14 protein-coding genes are annotated in these 16,852 nt (G+C 72.5%); 6 read left to right on the top strand and 8 right to left on the bottom strand.

The window, feature by feature from the left end:
• Nucleotides 1–2: 2 nt before the first annotated feature.
• The 8 genes from AB0H84_RS07850 to AB0H84_RS07815 all read right to left on the bottom strand — a co-directional run bounded on the left by AB0H84_RS07850 (nt 3) and on the right by AB0H84_RS07815 (nt 9,696).
• Nucleotides 3–1,271: an MFS transporter gene (locus AB0H84_RS07850; RefSeq protein WP_357599863.1), complete on the bottom strand. Its 1,269-nt coding sequence runs from the start codon at nt 1,269–1,271 to the stop codon at nt 3–5.
• A 47-nt stretch (nt 1,272–1,318) separates the two neighbouring features.
• The gene (locus tag AB0H84_RS07845; RefSeq protein WP_357599860.1) at nt 1,319–2,134 is read right to left on the bottom strand and encodes an MOSC N-terminal beta barrel domain-containing protein; all 816 of its coding nucleotides are present in this window, start codon (nt 2,132–2,134) and stop codon (nt 1,319–1,321) included.
• Nucleotides 2,131–3,312 carry a Cmx/CmrA family chloramphenicol efflux MFS transporter gene (locus AB0H84_RS07840; RefSeq protein ID WP_357599857.1) on the bottom strand — a complete coding sequence of 394 codons (1,182 nt, stop codon included), beginning with the start codon at nt 3,310–3,312 and terminating at the stop codon, nt 2,131–2,133. The genes AB0H84_RS07845 and AB0H84_RS07840 overlap by 4 nt, the downstream gene beginning before the upstream one ends.
• A 50-nt stretch (nt 3,313–3,362) precedes the next feature.
• Entirely contained in the window at nt 3,363–3,935 is a 573-nt protein-coding gene (locus AB0H84_RS07835) for a TetR/AcrR family transcriptional regulator (RefSeq protein WP_357599854.1), read from the bottom strand.
• A gap of 42 nt (nt 3,936–3,977) precedes the next feature.
• Nucleotides 3,978–6,002, bottom strand: a complete 2,025-nt coding sequence (locus tag AB0H84_RS07830) for a protein kinase (protein ID WP_357599851.1) — start codon at nt 6,000–6,002, stop codon at nt 3,978–3,980.
• 120 nt (nt 6,003–6,122) lie between these two features.
• Nucleotides 6,123–7,499, bottom strand: coding sequence for a DUF1116 domain-containing protein (locus tag AB0H84_RS07825; RefSeq protein WP_357599849.1), 1,377 nt, complete (start codon nt 7,497–7,499; stop codon nt 6,123–6,125).
• Nucleotides 7,496–8,836 carry an FdrA family protein gene (locus tag AB0H84_RS07820; protein WP_357599846.1) on the bottom strand — a complete coding sequence of 447 codons (1,341 nt, stop codon included), beginning with the start codon at nt 8,834–8,836 and terminating at the stop codon, nt 7,496–7,498. The genes AB0H84_RS07825 and AB0H84_RS07820 overlap by 4 nt, the downstream gene beginning before the upstream one ends.
• Nucleotides 8,833–9,696, bottom strand: a complete 864-nt coding sequence (locus tag AB0H84_RS07815) for a DUF2877 domain-containing protein (protein WP_357599843.1) — start codon at nt 9,694–9,696, stop codon at nt 8,833–8,835. Before AB0H84_RS07815 ends, AB0H84_RS07820 begins: the two co-directional genes overlap by 4 nt.
• A 131-nt stretch (nt 9,697–9,827) precedes the next feature.
• Here AB0H84_RS07815 and AB0H84_RS07810 point away from each other — a divergent pair, with 131 nt between their 5' ends.
• The 6 genes from AB0H84_RS07810 (at nt 9,828) to cutA (ending at nt 16,851) form a co-directional block, all read left to right on the top strand.
• Nucleotides 9,828–11,429, top strand: a complete 1,602-nt coding sequence (locus tag AB0H84_RS07810) for a PucR family transcriptional regulator ligand-binding domain-containing protein (RefSeq protein ID WP_357599840.1) — start codon at nt 9,828–9,830, stop codon at nt 11,427–11,429.
• A gap of 10 nt (nt 11,430–11,439) precedes the next feature.
• The gene (locus AB0H84_RS07805) at nt 11,440–11,649 is read left to right on the top strand and encodes an RNA-binding S4 domain-containing protein (RefSeq protein ID WP_357599837.1); all 210 of its coding nucleotides are present in this window, start codon (nt 11,440–11,442) and stop codon (nt 11,647–11,649) included.
• Nucleotides 11,650–11,791: 142 nt separating this feature from the next.
• Nucleotides 11,792–13,204: a solute carrier family 23 protein gene (locus AB0H84_RS07800; RefSeq protein ID WP_357599834.1), complete on the top strand. Its 1,413-nt coding sequence runs from the start codon at nt 11,792–11,794 to the stop codon at nt 13,202–13,204.
• Complete coding sequence (locus AB0H84_RS07795) at nt 13,201–14,031, top strand: FAD binding domain-containing protein (RefSeq protein ID WP_357599831.1); 831 nt, start codon at nt 13,201–13,203, stop codon at nt 14,029–14,031. Before AB0H84_RS07800 ends, AB0H84_RS07795 begins: the two co-directional genes overlap by 4 nt.
• Nucleotides 14,021–14,497 carry a (2Fe-2S)-binding protein gene (locus tag AB0H84_RS07790; RefSeq protein ID WP_357599828.1) on the top strand — a complete coding sequence of 159 codons (477 nt, stop codon included), beginning with the start codon at nt 14,021–14,023 and terminating at the stop codon, nt 14,495–14,497. The genes AB0H84_RS07795 and AB0H84_RS07790 overlap by 11 nt, the downstream gene beginning before the upstream one ends.
• Nucleotides 14,494–16,851 carry an aerobic carbon-monoxide dehydrogenase large subunit gene (gene cutA / locus AB0H84_RS07785; RefSeq protein ID WP_357599825.1) on the top strand — a complete coding sequence of 786 codons (2,358 nt, stop codon included), beginning with the start codon at nt 14,494–14,496 and terminating at the stop codon, nt 16,849–16,851. Before AB0H84_RS07790 ends, cutA begins: the two co-directional genes overlap by 4 nt.
• The last annotated feature ends 1 nt before the right edge of the window (nt 16,852 follow it).

The following is a 16,852-nucleotide window of genomic DNA, read 5'->3' as shown; positions in this document are numbered from 1 at the left end:
GATCAGGCGTCGGTGGTGCGCCAGACGGCGGTGAGCCAGACGCCGGCGACGGTGACCATGACGCCCACGACCAGGCCGAGCACGCCGTACCCGAGCAGCCCCACGATGGCGCCCGCGACGATCGTGCCCGTGGCGCCGCAGACGTTCATCAGCAGGTCCGAGAGCCCCTGGACGGCCGGGCGGCCCTCGAGCGGGACGGACTCGGAGACCAGGGCGGAGCCCGCCACCAGGCCGCACGACCAGCCGAGCCCCAGCAGCACCAGCGCGGTCGTCACCTGCCACACCCGGTGGCCGGACGTGCCGGCGAGGGCGGCGGCGGCCAGCAGGAGGGCCATGCCGAGCACCAGGACGGGCACCTTGCCGGCCTTGTCGGCCAGCCAGCCCACCACCGGCGACAGCACGTACATGCCCGCGATGTGCAGGCTGATCACGAGGCCGATGACGTCCAGGTTCGAGCCGTCGTGATGGAGCTTGACCGGCGTCATGGACATGACCGACACCATCGCCGTGTGACTGACCGCGATCATGACGAGGGCGCGGCGGGCGGCCGGGGTGGTGCGGAGGGTCTGCCAGGCGGTGCGGATCGTGCCTTTGGGCGCGCGGCCGGTGCTCCGGGTGCCGGTGAGCGAGCGGGCCAGCTTGAGCGGATCGGGGCGCAGGAGGACGAGGATGACGGTCAGGGCCAGCGCGAACGCCAGCGCCGCGAACGCGAACGGCCCCGCCTGCTGCACCAGGCCCAGCCGCATGCCGATCTGGTCGGCGGGCTTGGCGAGGTTCGGGCCGGCGACGGACCCGATCGTGGAGGCCCAGACGACCAGCGACAGGTGCCTGGCCGAGCGGCCCTGCGGCGACAGGTCCGTCGCCGAGTAACGCGCGGCCAGGTTGCCCGCGCTCCCGCCGCCCACCAGCACCAGCCCGGCCAGCAGCAGCGGCCAGGTACGCAGGCTGATCGCGAGGACCGAGATGGCGCAGCCCGCCAGCGCCGCCAGGTACGCCACCGACAGGCCCGCCCGGCGGCCGCCGCGGCCGGATGCCTTGGCCGCCGGCAGGGCCAGCAGAGCCGCGCCGAGCACGGTGGCCGTGCCCGCGAACCCGCTGATGACCGTGGATCCCGACAGCTCGTCCACGACCACCGAGCTGAGGGCGAGCCCGACGGCGACCCCCACGCCGCCCACGATCTGCGTGGCCGACAGGACAGCCAGGGTCCGGCGCTGGACGGTCTGGACGCGGTCAGCGGAGGAGACGGCAGGTGTGGTGGGGGCACTGGTCACCTGTGAAGTCTCGCATAGCCCCCAACATCACCCAAAAGGCCGAAATATCAGAGAACGGTGACTGAATCCCCTTGAGTGATGCGCCCCGGCGCGTCCGGGATCAGGTTGATGCCGAACCACACCTTCCCGTCCCACCGGCGATGCCGGGAGAGCGTCCTGATGGGCTCCTTGCCCTTCGTGTACGTGGCCGTGTCGATCGTGGTCAGCACGCACCGGTCGCACCCCTTGCTGACCCGGAAGTCGACCGCGCCGATGCGTACCCGCTCCCACTTGTCCTCGGCGAACGGCGTGTCCACCCCGTCGACCACCACGTTCGGCCGGAACCGGTGCATGGGCAGCGGCTCGGGCGCCTCCTCGCCGCGCTCCAGCGCGGTCTCCACGATCCAGTCGTTGAGCCGCGCGAGCGAGGCGCTGGACGTGAGCAGCAGCGGGTAGCCGTCGGCCAGGCTCACGCGGTCGCCGGGCCGCCCGTACTCCGGGTTGACCGGACGGCGGGTGGGGTCGTCGAGCCACTTGAGCCTCAGCGGCCGCCCCACCAGCCCGGACAGCCAGCGCGCCGCGTCGTCGCCGCAGTCGGTGACCTCCACGGGAGTGCGCCCGACCGTGACCGTCGACATCGACTCGGCCGGCGTGACCCGCAGGGGGGCGGCGTGCGGGCCGGTCAGCGTGAGTTCGTCGCCGTCGAGCCGGGCGACGATGGCCAGCAGGCGGGGCTCCTCGCGGGCGGTGAGGACGTCGCCGCGCTCGTCGGTGATGAGGTAGCGGCGGTCGCCGGCCAGCCCCCACGGCTGCACCTCGGCCTCGTGGACCTCGTGCCCGGCGGTGGACTTGACGGGGTAAAAGTGGATGCTCGCCAGCTTCATGAGCGAGAAAGTACCTTACTCGCCGCCGGGGCCGTGGACCGGTGCAGGGCTGCCGAGAGGGCCACGGTCGCGAGCGCTAGCACGCCGATGGCGGCGCCGATCCAGGCCACGGAGGGATAGCCGAGGCCCGCCTCGATGGCCAGCCCGCCGAGCCAGGGTCCGACGGTGATGCCGACGTTGAAGGAGGAGACGTTCACCGCGGCGGCCAGCGTGGGGGCGTCCTTGGCCAGGGAGAAGACGCGGGTGTTCAGCGCGGGGTTGGTGCCGAAGCCGAACGCGCCGAGCAGGAAGATCAGCGCGATGGCCGGCACCGTGGCCGACGCGCCCAGGGCCAGCGCCACCGACGTGACGACGAGGCCGGTCACGCCGACGTACAGGGTGGGGAACGGGCGGGCGTCGGCGATCCTGCCGCCGATGGTGATCCCGATCAGGGAGCCGACGCCGTAGAGGGCCAGGACCGCGGGCACCCAGGCCGGTGCCAGGCCCGTGGTGTCGACCAGCAGCACGCTCAGGTAGCTGAAGGAGGCCAGCAGGGCTCCCGTGGTCAGCGCGGTGGTCGCGTACGAGAGCCAGAGCCTGGGGCCGGCCATGGCGCGCAGCTCGTCGGAGACGCGCGGCGCGGCACCGGAGGGGCGGCCGCCGGGGATGGTGGCGAGCACGCCCAGACCGGCCAGGGCCGACAGCGCCGCGACGGCCCAGAAGGCCGCGCGCCAGCCGAGGTGCTGGCCGATGACCGTGCCGAGGGACAGGCCGATGATGGTGGCGACCGTCAGCCCGCCGGCGAGCACGCTCATGGCCTTGCCGCGGGCGCCCGCGGGCACCAGGCCGACCGCGGTGCTCGCGGCCACGGCCCAGAATCCGGCGTACACGAAGGCGCCCACGACGCGGGTGGCGAAGACCACGCCGTAGCTGGACGTCAGGGCGCCCACGACGTGCGTCAGCACGAAGACCGCCATGAACGTCAGCAGCGCCGTCCGCCGGGGCCAGCGCAGCGTGGCGACGGCCAGCACCGGAGCCCCCACCAGCATCCCCATGGCGAACGCCGAGATCAGCAGCCCGGCGCCGGGCACGGACACGTGCAGGTCGGCGGCCATCTCGGGCAGCAGCCCCGCCAGCATGAGCTCAGAAGTGCCCTGAGCGAAGATCGCGAGTCCCAGTATGTAGACGGCCAACGGCATGGTCACACTCCTTTTTGTATTGATCGGTTCAAAACGAGGGCGCGGAAAAGTCAGAAGGCGCTCAGCGCGGTTCTCGCGATCGACTCGAGCCCGTCCCGGTCCGTCCCGCCCCGGGCGGCCACGCGCAGGCCGCTGACGGTGGCGAAGACGAAGTGCGCCAGGGCGAGCGGGTCCTTGTCCGGGGCGATCTCGCCCCGGGCGCGGCCGGCCTCGATGGCGGCCCGCAGCAGCTCCCGGCGCCTGTCGTTGTCGCGCCGCAGCAGCTCGGCGATCTCCGGGTCGTGCGGGGCGAGCTCCGTCATCGAGTTGACCACCAGGCAGCCGGGTGGCTCGCCGGGGTCGGGGTCGACGGCCCACCACAGCACGGTCCTGATCTTCTCCTTGATCGGCAGGCCGGACTCGAGCAGCTCGGCGAGCGTGGCGTTGCGCTCGTCCATGTAGTGGCGCAGCGCCCTCCGGAACAGGTCGTGCTTGCTCGCGAAGGTGTTGTAGATGCTGCTGCGGCCGAGGCCGGTGGCCGCGCACAGGTCCTGTGTCGAGGTGGCCTCGTAGCCCGCGGTCCAGAACGCGCGCATGGCCGCCTCGATGGCGCGCTCCTCCTCGAACTTCCTCGGTCGCCCCATGCTCCGCACGTTAGCACGTTCTGGAACGAACAGTGCAATACGTCAGTCGGCCTGCCGGAAGGTGTCCAGGACCACCTGGCGGGCCTCCGCCTGCTCGTCCCACTTGAGCTCGGGCATGTCGAACGTGATCGTGAACGCGTCCTTGTCGTCGATCGTGACGTACCTGGTCAGCGCGTGCATGGGGACGCCGCTGGAGGTGGTGTAGGTGTACTCCCAGTCGGCGGCCCGCCAGCCGCGGTAGTCGACGGCCTGGAGCTGCACCTGGATGTAGCCGTCCACGCCGCCCTTGGCCTCCTGCTTGCCCAGCTCGGCCAGGCCCCCGTCGGCCTGCGGGGCGGCCTTCCGCACCATGATCCGGATGCCGGAGTCCTTCGGCCCGCTGAACGTGGTCACGCCGCCCGACGTCCCGGCCTTCCAGCCCTCGGGCACGGCGACGGCGAACCCGGCCATGCCGTGCTCGCTGTAGCCGGCGGGTATCACCGAGGGCTCGCCGTTCTGGGCCGTGCCGGGCGAGGAGGTCGCGGCCTGGGGCGGCGGCGCGACCGTGGGCGTCGAGCCGCCCGACAGGATGACGAGCACGGCGCCGACGACCACGGCGATGCCCACGAGGACGCTGACGATCATGAGCGGGGACGGGCGGCCGCCACGACTCCAGAAGCCGTCGTCCTCTTCGGGCCTGCGCCTGCTCTTGCCCGTGCGCGGCGCCGCGCCGGGCAGCGTCGCCAGGCGGTTGTGGGTGAGGTCGCGGGACAGGTCGCGCGACTGCTCGCGCAGGTCGTCCGCCGAGGCCAGCGGCCACGGCGTGGCGCCGGAGGTGGACGCGCGGCTGTCCGTGGTCAGCGGCAGGATCGGCGCGGGCTGCGGGCCGGAGTCGTCGTCGAGGTCCCCGGCGATCCGGTGCGGCCCGGACGGTGTGCTGAAAGGCCGGCCCCCCGAGGGGCCGCCGAACGCGTCGAACCCGCCGGACGGCGCCGACAGCTGGTCGGTCCTGCGGCTGCCCGACGGGCTCTGCAGCGCGTCGTACGGCATCGCATGGCCGCCCGACGGGCTGTTCAGCGGGTCGTACGGCACCCGTACCGGACCTGAGGGGGTCTCCACGATCCGCGAGGGCATCGGCCCCGACGGGTGGTCCAGCGGCGGCAGGCTCTCCTGCGAGGGCAGCGACTCGGCCGGGCGCGGCCGGACCGAGCCGTGCGCGCGCAGCACCGCCTCCAGCATCTCGATGACCTGGTCGGAGGTGAGCCGCTCCGCCGGGTTCTTGCGCAGCAGGCCCTCGATCACCGGCTGCAGCGAGCCGGCCCGCTGCGGGCTGATCGGGTCCTGCGTGAGCACCGAGCCGAGCACCGCCACGGGGTCGGGCCCCTCGTACGGCGGCCGCCCCTCGACGGCGGCGTACAGCGTCGCGCCGTACGACCACAGGTCGGCCGCCTGCGTGATCGCCTGCCCGGACAGGCGCTCCGGCGGGATGTACGCGGGCGACCCCATGAGCAGCCCGGTCTGCGTGATGGTCACGTCGCCCTCGATGGCCGCGATGCCGAAGTCGGTCAGCACCACCCGGTCCGAGGTCAGCAGCACGTTGCCGGGCTTGATGTCCCGGTGCAGGATCCCGGCGGCGTGCGCGTGCCTGAGCGCGTCGAGCACCCGGATGCCGATCTCGGCGGCCTGGATCACCGGCAGCGGCCCGCTCTGGCGTACGGCCTGCTCCAGTGACCACGCGCGGACCAGCTCCATCACGATCCAGGGGCGGCCGTCCTCCTCGACGACGTCGTGCACGGTCACGATGCCGGGATGCGTCAGCCGCGCGGCCGACCTGGCCTCGCGCAGCACGCGCCGGTGCGCCACCTGCATGCCCGCGCGGTCGAGCCCGTACGGGAGGATCAGCTCCTTGACCGCCACGTCACGGTCGAGCAGGACGTCGTGGGCGTGCCACACCATGCCCATGCCGCCCCTGCCGACCGGCGACATGAGGCGGTACCGCCGGCCGATCAGGCGTCCCTGCCCCTGCGGGGCCCCGCTGGGGGCGCCTCCCTCCGGGCCGGGGCCGCTGAGCAAGCGGTCGGCTGCCATCTTCCCGCCCCCATCCCGCACTGAACGTCAACAAAGTGGTTCGTTACGATATCGGCGGGTCATGCCCAAGGGAAGCTGATCAACCCTGACAAGGGTTATTACCTGGGGTTATGTCGCCCGTCACATGGCCTGTCCGGCCAGCGCCAACAGGGCGGCGGTAAAGGCCTCCGCAGGCGGTTTGACTAGGCCCGCACCCACCTGTCCGGTTCCGGGGATGCGGCCCGCTATGCCGGTGTTGACCACGGGCAGCAGGCCGGTCCTGGCGACGAGCGTCACGTCGATGCCGACGGGCGTGCCACGGAAGCCGAGCCCCGGGATCTGGTAGGCGGGATGCTCGGCGAGCGTGATCTCGTACATGGAGCGGGTGGCCCGCACCGCGTCCGACACCTCGCCGCCCACGAACCGCACGATGGCCGGCGAGGCCGCCATCGCGAACCCGCCCAGCCCCGACGTCTCGGTGATCGTGGAGTCGCCGATGTCCGGGTTGGCGTCGTCCGGCCCGTACGTGCCCAGATAGAGCCCGTCGGGCACGCCCGCGGGACCGGTGAACCAGCGCCCGCCCAGCCCGGAGAGCTGGACGCCGAAGTCGGCGCCGTTCCTGGCCATGGCCACGACCAGGGACGAGCCCGGCACGTCGCGGGCCGCGTCGGTGCTGACCTTGGCGGCGGCCATGGCGAGGTTGAGGAAGAAGTGGTCGTTGCCGTTGACGAAGCGCAGGACCTCCGCGGCGTGGCCGGGGACGGCCTCGACCACGGCGGGGGCCAGCTCGCGCAGCAGGAGCGAGGTGGCGGCGCGGTTGCGGTTGTGCAGCTCGTCGCCCATCTGCAGGGCCTGCGCGATCAGCGAGCGCAGATCGAGTGGCCCGGTGCGCTCCAGCGTCGCCCGCAGCGCCGGGCCGAGCACCGCGTCCATCCAGCGCAGGCGCTCCAGCACCTCCGGTCCGTAGGCGCCGTACCTGAGGACCTTGCCCAGGCCCTCGTTCAGCGAGCAGTACGCGGTGCCGCCGTGCTCGTCGTCGCGTACCTCGAACAGCCACATGGACGGGCTCACCACGCCCGCCATCGGGCCCACGGCGGCGTGCTCGTGGCACGGCCGCAGCGCGATCTCGCCGGCCGCCAGCCGGCGCCCGGCGTCGTGCTCGTCGCCGGCCAGCCCCTCGAGCAGCATCGCGCCGATCAGCGCGCCCCGCATCGGGCCCGACGCGCGCTCCCAGGTGATGGGCGGGCCCGCGTGCAGGAACGTCCCCGCCTCCAGCACCTCCGACGCCCGCCGCACCCCTACCAGGTGCGGGCGCGCGGAGGTCAGCCTGCTCACGGCCAGCTCATTGGCGGCCTGCCGGCGCGGGTCGGCGAGCACCTTCGCCAGGGCCTCGGCGGTCCCGGGCAGCGGCGGGCGCCAGCTGACGGGGACGGTCCGGACGGCCTGCGCCCTGAGCGCCTCGTCGAGCAGGCCCGCGCCGACCGTGACGACACGGGGAGAGGTGGACAGCAGGCTCATAGGAGGCTCCTGGCGTGCCTGGCGGCCTGGGCGTTGGACGTGAACACGGCCGCGCCCGCCCCCCTGAAGGCGGCGGCCTGCCGGTGCAGGTCCTGCGGGTCGCCCTCGGTGCCGATGAGAGCGATCACGACGGTGGCGGGGGTGCGCGCGACGGCGTGCGCGAGCGAGGCGGCGGGATCGGGGTCGGCGCCGTGGCCGAGCACGACGTCCATGAGCACCAGGTCGCTCTCATGAGCGCGGGAGAGCGCCTCGACGCGGAGCGTCGGGTCGATCATGGGGTGGGCCCGGCCCCTGGTGTAGGCGTCGTCGCCGTAGTCGACGAAGTCACCCTGGCGCGCGACCAGCGCGGCCTCCGCGCTGAGCGTCCCGCCGGAGTAGACGCCCTTGATCGTCTTGACCCGGCTCCGCTTGCCCGACCACGCGGGCCAGGACGGCCACTCGGGCACGGGCCTGCCGAGCGCGCGCAGGGCCCGTTCGGCCGCCTCCGTGAGGTCGATCTCCGGGAGCAGCGCGAGCAGCACCGGCGTGCGCAGCCGCGCCACGGAGTCCTGTACGGTCCGCGCCACCTCGGGGGAGGGCGGCTTGGAGATGAGCACGATCAGCTCGGTGGCCGGATCCTCGTCCAGCATGCGCAGGGCGCGCAGCGTGGACAGGCCGCCCACCTCGGCCGACAGGTCTCTGCCGCCCACGCCGAGCACGTGGCTGACGCCGGTCCCCGCCCAGTCGAGCAGGCACGTCACCTGCTGGGCGCCGGTGCCGGAGGCCGCCACCACGCCGACGGGGCCGGGGCCGAGCACGTTCGCGAAGCCCAGGCCGACGCCGCCGATCACGGCGGTGCCGCAGTCGGGGCCCATCACGAGGACGTCCCGGGTCTCCGCGAGCTCCTTCAGGCGGCGCTCCTGGGCCACGGGGACGCCGTCGCTGAAGATCATGACGGGGAGTCCGGCCTGGACGGCGTCCTGGGCCTCGGCGAAGGCGTACTCGCCCGGGGTCGAGACGAGGACCAGGTCGGCGCCGGTCCTGGCGGCCGAGCGGGTGGTGAGCGGGGGCTGGTCGGTGGGGGCGCTCTCCGAGGGTTGCACAGCGGTCAGCCGGCGGTCGGCCTCCTCGACGGCCGCCCTGGTGTCGTGTGCGCGTACGGCTATGAGCAGGTCGCCCGGGTCGGCGGCCGGGACGGCGAAGCCCAGGTCGCGGAGGATGCCGAGGTTCAGCTCGGTGGCCATGGCGACCATGGCCACCTCCACGCCCGACATTTCAGTCAGCGCACGACTTATGCGCATGAGGGCGACGGAGTCGTGGTACGTGCCTTTCCGTACCAGCACCGCGTCGCCGCTCATCGGGGCCCGCTCAGGGCGAGGACGGCGGCCGTGCCGATGGCGATGCCCTGGGCGAGGTCGGCGCCCGAGGTGTGGCCGATGCGGTGGAGATCGCGCAGCGCCGGCTCGAGCGGCTGCCCGCCGGCGATGCCGCGCAGCACGGCGGTCACCTCGGGGCTGGCCTCGCCCCTGGCGGCGCAGTGCAGGAGCGTGGCCGAGATGGGCGTGGTACGGGTGCGCGCGTCGAACGTCACGGTCGCCGCCAGCCACTCGGCCAGCCGGACCGCCCGGTCCGCCCCGGCCGCCGCCCCCAGCCGGCGCAACGTCACCAGCAGGCCCGCCAGGATGTCGTCCCCGCTCGGCGTGAGCCCGGGACCCAGGCCCACGAGCTGTTCGGCCGCCGTCACCGCCCCCAGGAGCCAGCCCTTCGCACAGCTGCCGGCCAGCGACTCGACGGCCTCGTTGCCGATCAGGCCCGGCAGCGGGGGATCCGGCGGTCGGCTCAGGCGGGCGGCGGCGTGCTCGAGACGTGCCCGATCGATCCGGCCCAGCGGCGGGGCGGGGTCCCACCAGCGGCGGACGCTCAGGCTCAGCGGGCCCAGCTCGACGGCGCGCTCGCCGACCCAGGCGTCATCACCCACCGTGACGTGCGGCAGCTGGGCGGCCAGCAGCACGGAGTTGGGCAGTCGCGTGGCCGCGCCCGTGATGACGGCGATCACGGAAGGCTCCAGGTCGGTTCTGACCTCGAGATACACCCCCACCGGGAAGACGGCGAGCACGCGGGCGGGGCGGCGCGGCGACTCCAGGAGCGGACGCACCGCCGTGCTGGCCGCCCCCGTCACATGGACGCGGGCACGTCTCACATGAGTACTGACGGTCACCTGGCCTCCCATCCGACCCTGGACCTGACCGTAGAACGGGCGCGGAACCCTCCGTACGGAGAAATTTGCCAACAGTCAGCGGGAAGGTTGGCTCTTCCTGACAGACCGCTTCTGGAGTCACAATCGTCCACATGGAACCCCCCGTCCGGCTCGCCAGCACCGGAACGATCATTCACGGTGTTTCCGTAGGAGAGGTGCTCGGCGTCTCGACGCTCGCCGACGCCAGGCTGATCGCGGGGGAGAGCGGGCTGGGCCGCATCGTGCAGCGGCTGAACGTCATGGAAGTGCCCGACATCCTGGCCTGGGTCAAGCCGCACGAGCTGCTGCTCACCACGGGCTATCCGCTGCGCAACACCCCGCAGTCACTCGGGCGGCTGGTGGCCGACCTGGACGAGCGCGGGCTGTCGGCGCTGGCGATCAAGCTCGGGCGGTACGTGGACGAGCTGCCCGACGAGATGGTCGAGCAGGCCGACCGGCTCGGCTTCCCGCTCATCATGCTGCCGAACGACGTCGGGTTCGACGACATCCTCAACCAGGTGCTGACGGACATCCTGAACCGCCAGGCCGCCGTGCTCGCCCGCGCCGAGGAGGCGCACCGGGCGCTCGTGCAGGTCGTGCTGGCGGGCGGCGGGCTCAACGAGGTGACCGCCGAGGTGGCGCAGCTGCTCGACGTGTCGGTGGCGGCCGTGGACGGCTCGGGCCGCGTCCTGGCCACCGCGGGCGCCGCCGATCACGTGGCGGTCCTGCGCGAGTCGATCTCTCTGGAGGGCCCGCCCCTTTCGGCCGCCCCGGGGAGGGCTCGGTCGTTCGCCTCGGTGCCCGTGCTCGCCGGCGGCCACCACCACGGGAGGATCGTCGCCTACAGCCCGTCGGGGGCGATCAGGGACAGCGACGTCGGCATCCTCGAACGCGCCGCCACCGTCGCCGCGCTCGTCGTGACACGGCAGGAGGCGGTCAACGCCGTCGAGAGCAAGTACCGCGCCGACTTCCTGCGCGATGTGCTCACCGGCCGGGCGGGCACGGCGGAGCGGGTCACCGCCAGGGCGCGGGCGTTCGGCTGGGACCTGGCGCGACCGGTGACCGTGCTGGTGGCCGAGCTGGACCCGGTCGGCGACGAGCGCAGCGCGCAGGACCGGCTGGTGGCCTGCTGGACGGCGGCGATGCGGCGGCACGACCCGCGCGGGGCGGTCGCCGGGTTCTCGCACGAGGTGGTGGCCGTGGTGGACGCCTCGATCGACGCCACCCGGGTGGCCAAGGACGCCGCCTCCGCCTTCGCAGACGTGCCGCCCGCGACGTTCTCCACCGGCACCTCCCGGCCGAGCCCGGGGGCGGAGACGCTGCCCGAGGCGTACTCGCAGGCGCTGAAGGCGGCGCGCGTGGGCCGCCAGCTGCACGGCCCCGGCGCGGTCGCCCACTTCGACCAGCTCGGCGTCTACCGCCTGCTGTCCCTGGTGAACGACACGGAGGAGCTGCACGCGTTCGTCCGCGAGACGCTCGGACCGCTGGCCTTCGACGACGACGCCGAGAACGCCGACCTCCGGCGCACCCTGCAGGTGCTCCTGGAGACCAACCTCAACGTGGCGGAGACGGCGCGGCGGCTGCACTTCCACTACAACACGCTGCGCTACCGCATCGGCAAGCTGGAACGCCTGCTCGGCAACTTCACCGACGACCCCCACCTGCGCCTCAACCTCACCCTGGCCCTGCACGTGCTGCGGATGCGGGGGATCTAGGGTTGGGGCTGTGGATCTGGACTTCGAACTGCGCTCCGAGTACATCCCGCTGTGTGACCTGCTGAAGTACTGCGGGATCACGGAGACGGGCGGGATGGCCAAGCAGCTGATCGCCGAGGGGTTCGTGCTGGTGGACGGTGAGGTGGAGCTGCGCAAGCGAGCCAAGATCCGGGCGGGCCAGGTCGTCAGCGGCGAGGGCTTCTCGATCCGGGTGGAGTAGCCCGATCTCGGGTGCGCGAGCTTTTCACTGGTCCTGGGCGTAGATTTGGCAGATCATGCCCGTGTAGCGCCGTCCCGGCGGGCCTAATGTGCCCGCACCGGAACGTGTCGCCAGCGAAACGCCCAGTACAAGAGGGGCTCTCATGGTTTTGGGATGGACAAAACACGGTGACGGCAAGCACCTGGCTCCCGGGGAGGTGGTCAGGCCGGACGAGCGGCTGAGCTGGCCCAGGATGGTGGGGTTCGGGGCACAGCACGTGATCGCGATGTTCGGCGCGACCTTCGTCTTCCCCCTGGTGATGGGGCTGGATCCGAACGTCGCCGTGATGATGTCAGGCGTCGCGACGATCCTGTTCCTGCTGATCGTGAAGGGGAGGATACCGTCCTACCTCGGCACCAGCGCGTCCTTCGTGGGCGGGGTGCTCGCCATCAGGGCGGCGGCCGGGGGTGACACGGCGGGCGCGGACGCGATCGTGACCGGTGCCATTCTGGTCGCCGGGTTCGTGCTGGCGCTGGCCGGGCTGGCGATCCACTTCCTCGGCGTGCAGATCATCCACCGGGTCTTCCCACCCGTGGTCACCGGCGCGGTCGTGATGCTGATCGGGTTCGGGCTGGCGTACGTGGTGGCGGACGTCTACTGGCCGCAGGACCACTGGGTCGCGCTCATCACGATGCTGGTCACGTTCCTGGTGATCGTGCTCTTCAAGGGGTTCGTCGGGCGGATCGCCATCCTGGTCGGCCTGGTCTTCGGGTTCGTGCTCTCGTGGGTGCTGGACAAGAGCGCCGGGCCGATCACGTCCGTGCTGCCCGGGGCGAACCTGCGGGACGCCGCCGGGGCCAGTTGCCCGGTCGAGGGGACGTACTGCGTGGCCACGGCCTTCCCGCACGACCGGGTGAACTTCGCCGCCCTGGAGAAGGCGCCGTGGTTCGGGGTGCCGGACTTCCACGCCCCCGACTTCAAGACCTCGGCCGTGCTGCTGGTGCTGCCCGCCGTCATCGCGCTCATCGCCGAGAACATCGGGCACGTCAAGGCCGTCGGCGAGATGACCGGGACCGACGTCGACCCGTACGTGGGCCGGGCCGTGGTGGCCGACGGAGTCGGCACCATGGTCGCCAGCGCGGTCGGCGGGTCGCCCACCACCACCTACGCCGAGAACATCGGCGTCATGGCCGCCACCAAGGTCTACTCGACCGCCGCCTACTACATCGCCGCCGTCATCGCCATCCTCTTCGGCCTCTGCCCCAAGTTCGGCGCGCTCGTCGCGGCCACGCCGGGCGGCGTGCTCGGCGGCGTCACCGTCATCCTGTACGGGATGATCGGCCTGCTCGGCGCGAAGATCTGGATCGAGAACAGGGTGGACTTCGCCGATCCCGTGAACATGGTTCCGATCGGCGCGGGCATCATTCTGGCCATCGGACCCGTGAGCCACTACATCGGCGGCGACTTCACCCTGGAGGGGATCGCGCTCGGCACCATCGTGGTGCTGGGCGGCTACCACCTGCTCCGGGCCATCGCCGGCCGCCCCGCCGAGCCGGCCGGGAGCGAGGCCGGGTGAAGCCGCCGCCGTTCGAGTACCACGCCCCCCGCGACCTCGGCGCGGCGCTCCGGACGCTCGCCGAGGTGGACGGGAAGGTGCTGGCCGGAGGGCAGAGCCTCATCCCCATGCTGAACATGCGGCTGGCGGCCCCGGCACATCTCGTCGACATCAGCCGCCTGGAGGAGCTGCGGGTCATGGAGGCGACGGAGGACGGTGTCCGGGTGGGGGCGGCGGTGACGCACACGCAGGTGGAGCGGGCCGGGGCGCATCCGCTGCTCACCCGGGCGCTCAAGCTGGTCGCGCATCCCGTGATCAGGAACCGGGGGACCGTGGTGGGCAGCCTCGTGCACGCCGATCCGGCCGCCGAGCTGCCCGCGGTGCTGGCCGTTCTGGGCGGTTCGGTACGGGTGGCCCGCTGGGGCGGGCCGGTGCGCGACGTGGGCGCGCAGGAGTTCTTCGTCGGGCCGATGGAGTCGGCGGTCCGGCCGGGCGAGCTGGCCGTGTCGGCATTTTTCCCGGCATTGGGGCCGCGTACCGGGGCAGCATTCGAGGAGGTGGCCAGGCGGCACGGCGACTACGCGCTGGCCGGAGTCTGCGCCGTCGTGACACTCGGCGAGGACGGCCACGTCGAAGCCGCCACGCTCGCCTGCATCGGCGTCGGCCCCGTGCCGGTCGTCGTGGACGTGACCGGGAGCCCCGCGGAGGCGGCGCGGGCCGTACGGGACCGGGTCGAACCGGAGGGCGACATCCACGCGTCGGCCGACTACCGACGGCACCTCGCGGGCGTGCTGGCCGAGCGGGCACTGCGGAACGCGACCAGGGAGGCAGGGGTTCGTGGAGCATGAGATCACGCTCGTCGTGAACGGCACCGCGAGACGGGTCAGCGTGCCCGCCCGCCGCCTGCTGTCCGACTGCCTGCGCCAGGACCTCGGCCTGACCGGCACCCACGTCGGCTGCGAGCACGGCGTCTGCGGCTGCTGCACCGTGCTGCTCGACGGGCAGCCGGTACGGTCGTGCCTGACGTTCGCGGTCAGCGTGGACGGCTCCGAGATCACCACCGTGGAGGGGCTGGCCGCCAAGGACGGCCTGTCGCCCGTGCAGCGGGGGTTCGCCGAGTGCCATGGCCTGCAGTGCGGGTTCTGCACGCCGGGGTTCCTGTGCACGGTGACCGCCATGCTGCGGGAGAACCCGGCACCCACCGATGAGGAGGTGCTCGAGGGCATCTCGGGCAACCTGTGCCGGTGCACGGGCTACCAGAACATCGTCAAGGCCGTTCACCGGGCCGCCGAGCTGCTCGCGGAGGAAGCATGACGACGAGGCTGTTCGGGGAGCCCGTGCCGCGGCGGGAGGACCCGAGGCTGCTCACCGGCCAGGGCCGCTTCCTCGACGACCTCGGCGGGGAGGCGCTGGCCGCCGCGTTCGTGCGCTCGCCGCACGCGCACGCCCGCATCCGCGACATCGACGTGGCCGCCGCGCTCGACGTGGAGGGGCTCGTCGCCGTCTACACCTGGGAGGACCTGCCCGAGCGGGTCGGCAGGCCGCTGCCGCTGCTGATCCCGCACCCGGCGCTCACGCACGGGCGCACCGCGTACCCGCTGGCCAGGGAGGTCGTCCGGCACGTCGGCGAGCCGGTGGTCATGGTGGTGGCCACCGACAGGTACGCGGCCGAGGACGCCTGCGCGCTCATCGAGGTCCACTACGAGCTGCTCAAACCGGTCGTCGGCCTGGAGGAGGCGGTGCAGGGCGCCCAGCTCGTGCACGAGGACGTACCGGGCAACGTGGGAGCGCACCTCGTCCAGGAGGTCGCGGCGGCCGACGGGCGCGGCGCGCGGGAGGCCATCGAGACCGCGCCGCACACGCTCGCCTTCCGGCTCGACATCGAGCGCAGCGCCAGCATGCCCCTGGAGGGGCGCGGCGTGTACGCCCGCTGGGACGGCCGCGACCTGCGCGTCTACTCCAGCACCCAGACCTCCACCAGCGTCCGCATGGCCGTGGCCGCCGCGCTCGAGCTGCCGCTGCCGCAGGTCGAGGTGATCGCGCCCGACGTGGGCGGCGGCTTCGGGGTGAAGATCGTGCACCCGTGGCCCGAGGAGGTGCTGGTGCCGTGGGCGGCCATGACGCTCGGGCGCGAGATCAAGTGGACGGAGGACCGCAGGGAGCACTTCGTCTCCTCGGCCCACGAGCGCGGCCAGGTGCAGTACGTACGGGTCGGCTTCGACGACGACGGCCGCGTCCTCGGCCTGGACGTGACGATCCTGCATGACCACGGCGCCTACACGCCCTACGGCATCATCGTGCCGATCATCACCTCCACGCAGCTCCTCGGCCCTTACAAGATCGGGGCCTACCGGGTCGAGTTCACCGCCGTCTACACCAACACCGTGCAGGTCACGCCCTACCGGGGAGCCGGCAGGCCGCAGGGCGTGTTCTGCATGGAGCGGACCATGGACAAGATCGCCCGCTACCTCGGCAAGGACCGGACCGAGGTGCGCGCGGTCAACTTCATCGGGCCCGACGAGTTCCCGTACGACCAGGGGATGACGTTCCAGGACGGGCGGCCGCTGATCTACGACAGCGGCGACTACCCGGAGATGCTCCGCATGGTCAAGGAGCTGATCGGCTGGGACTCCTTCGAAAGACGCCCCGGCAGGGGCATCGGCATCGGCTGCTACGTCGAGGGCACCGGCGTGGGGCCGTACGAGGGCGGCCACGTGCAGGTGACCTCCGACGGGCGCGTGCACGTGTCCACCGGGCTCACCTCGCAGGGCCAGGGGCACGAGACGGTGTTCGCGCAGATCGCCGCCACCGAGCTGGGGGTGCCGATCGAGCGGGTGAGCGTGGTGACGGGCGACACCCGCAGGTTCGGGTACGCGGTCGGCACGTTCGCCTCGCGCGCGGCCGTCGTCAGCGGCAACGCCATCGCGCTGGCCTGCCGGAAGGTCCGCGAGAAGGCGCTGCGGATCGCCGCCGACGCGCTGGAGGCCGCCCCGGCCGACCTGGAGATCACCGACGGGATGGTGCACGTCGTGGGCACCCCGACCGCGTCCATCCCGCTCTCCACGGTGGCGGTGCTGGCCAACCCGCTGCGGTACGCCTTCGACGACGAGACCGCGAAGGCGACCCAGTTCTCCGGCGCCACCTCCCCCGACCGGCCGCCGGTCGCCGAGGGCGACGAGCCGGGGCTGGAGGGGCGCGACTACTACTCGCCGATCAGGTCCACGTTCGCGTCCGGCATGCACGCGGCGATCGTCGAGACCGACCCGGAGACCGCCGAGATCAAGGTGGCTCGATACGCGGTCGTGCACGACTGCGGCCGGCTGATCAACCCCATGATCGTGGAGGGCCAGATCCACGGCGGAGTGGCGCAGGGCATCGGCGGCGCCCTCTACGAGCGCATGGTGTACGACCCGCACGGCCAGCTCGTCAACGCCTCCTTCATGGACTTCCTCATGCCGTACGCCACCGAGATCCCGCACATCGAGACCGCCCACCTGGAGACGCCCTCGCCGCTCAACCCGCTCGGCATCAAGGGCGCGGGCGAGGCCGGCGTGATCCCTGTCTCCGCGGTCATCGCCTCGGCCGTCGAGGACGCCGAGGGCATTCCCGTCGACCGCATGCCCATCTCCCCGTCCGACCTCTTCGATTTGCGCTCCCGTATGCGATGAT

It is taken from the genome of Nonomuraea sp. NPDC050786 (assembly GCF_040654115.1).
Taxonomy (GTDB): Bacteria; Actinomycetota; Actinomycetes; order Streptosporangiales; family Streptosporangiaceae; genus Nonomuraea.
Note: the sequence above shows the minus strand (reverse complement) of the source record. Positions and strands in the feature narration are given on the sequence as shown.

Bases quoted from the DNA above. Each gene is read 5' to 3' on its own strand.
- AB0H84_RS07830 (WP_357599851.1), bottom strand. From the start codon at position 6,002: ATGGCAGCCGACCGCTTGCTCAGCGGCCCCGGCCCGGAGGGAGGCGCC.
- AB0H84_RS07800 (WP_357599834.1), top strand. From the start codon at position 11,792: ATGGTTTTGGGATGGACAAAACACGGTGACGGCAAGCACCTGGCTCCC.
- AB0H84_RS07845 (WP_357599860.1), bottom strand. From the start codon at position 2,134: ATGAAGCTGGCGAGCATCCACTTTTACCCCGTCAAGTCCACCGCCGGG.
- AB0H84_RS07810 (WP_357599840.1), top strand. From the start codon at position 9,828: ATGGAACCCCCCGTCCGGCTCGCCAGCACCGGAACGATCATTCACGGT.
- AB0H84_RS07835 (WP_357599854.1), bottom strand. From the start codon at position 3,935: ATGGGGCGACCGAGGAAGTTCGAGGAGGAGCGCGCCATCGAGGCGGCC.
- AB0H84_RS07820 (WP_357599846.1), bottom strand. From the start codon at position 8,836: ATGAGCGGCGACGCGGTGCTGGTACGGAAAGGCACGTACCACGACTCC.
- AB0H84_RS07840 (WP_357599857.1), bottom strand. From the start codon at position 3,312: ATGCCGTTGGCCGTCTACATACTGGGACTCGCGATCTTCGCTCAGGGC.
- cutA (WP_357599825.1), top strand. From the start codon at position 14,494: ATGACGACGAGGCTGTTCGGGGAGCCCGTGCCGCGGCGGGAGGACCCG.
- AB0H84_RS07825 (WP_357599849.1), bottom strand. From the start codon at position 7,499: ATGAGCCTGCTGTCCACCTCTCCCCGTGTCGTCACGGTCGGCGCGGGC.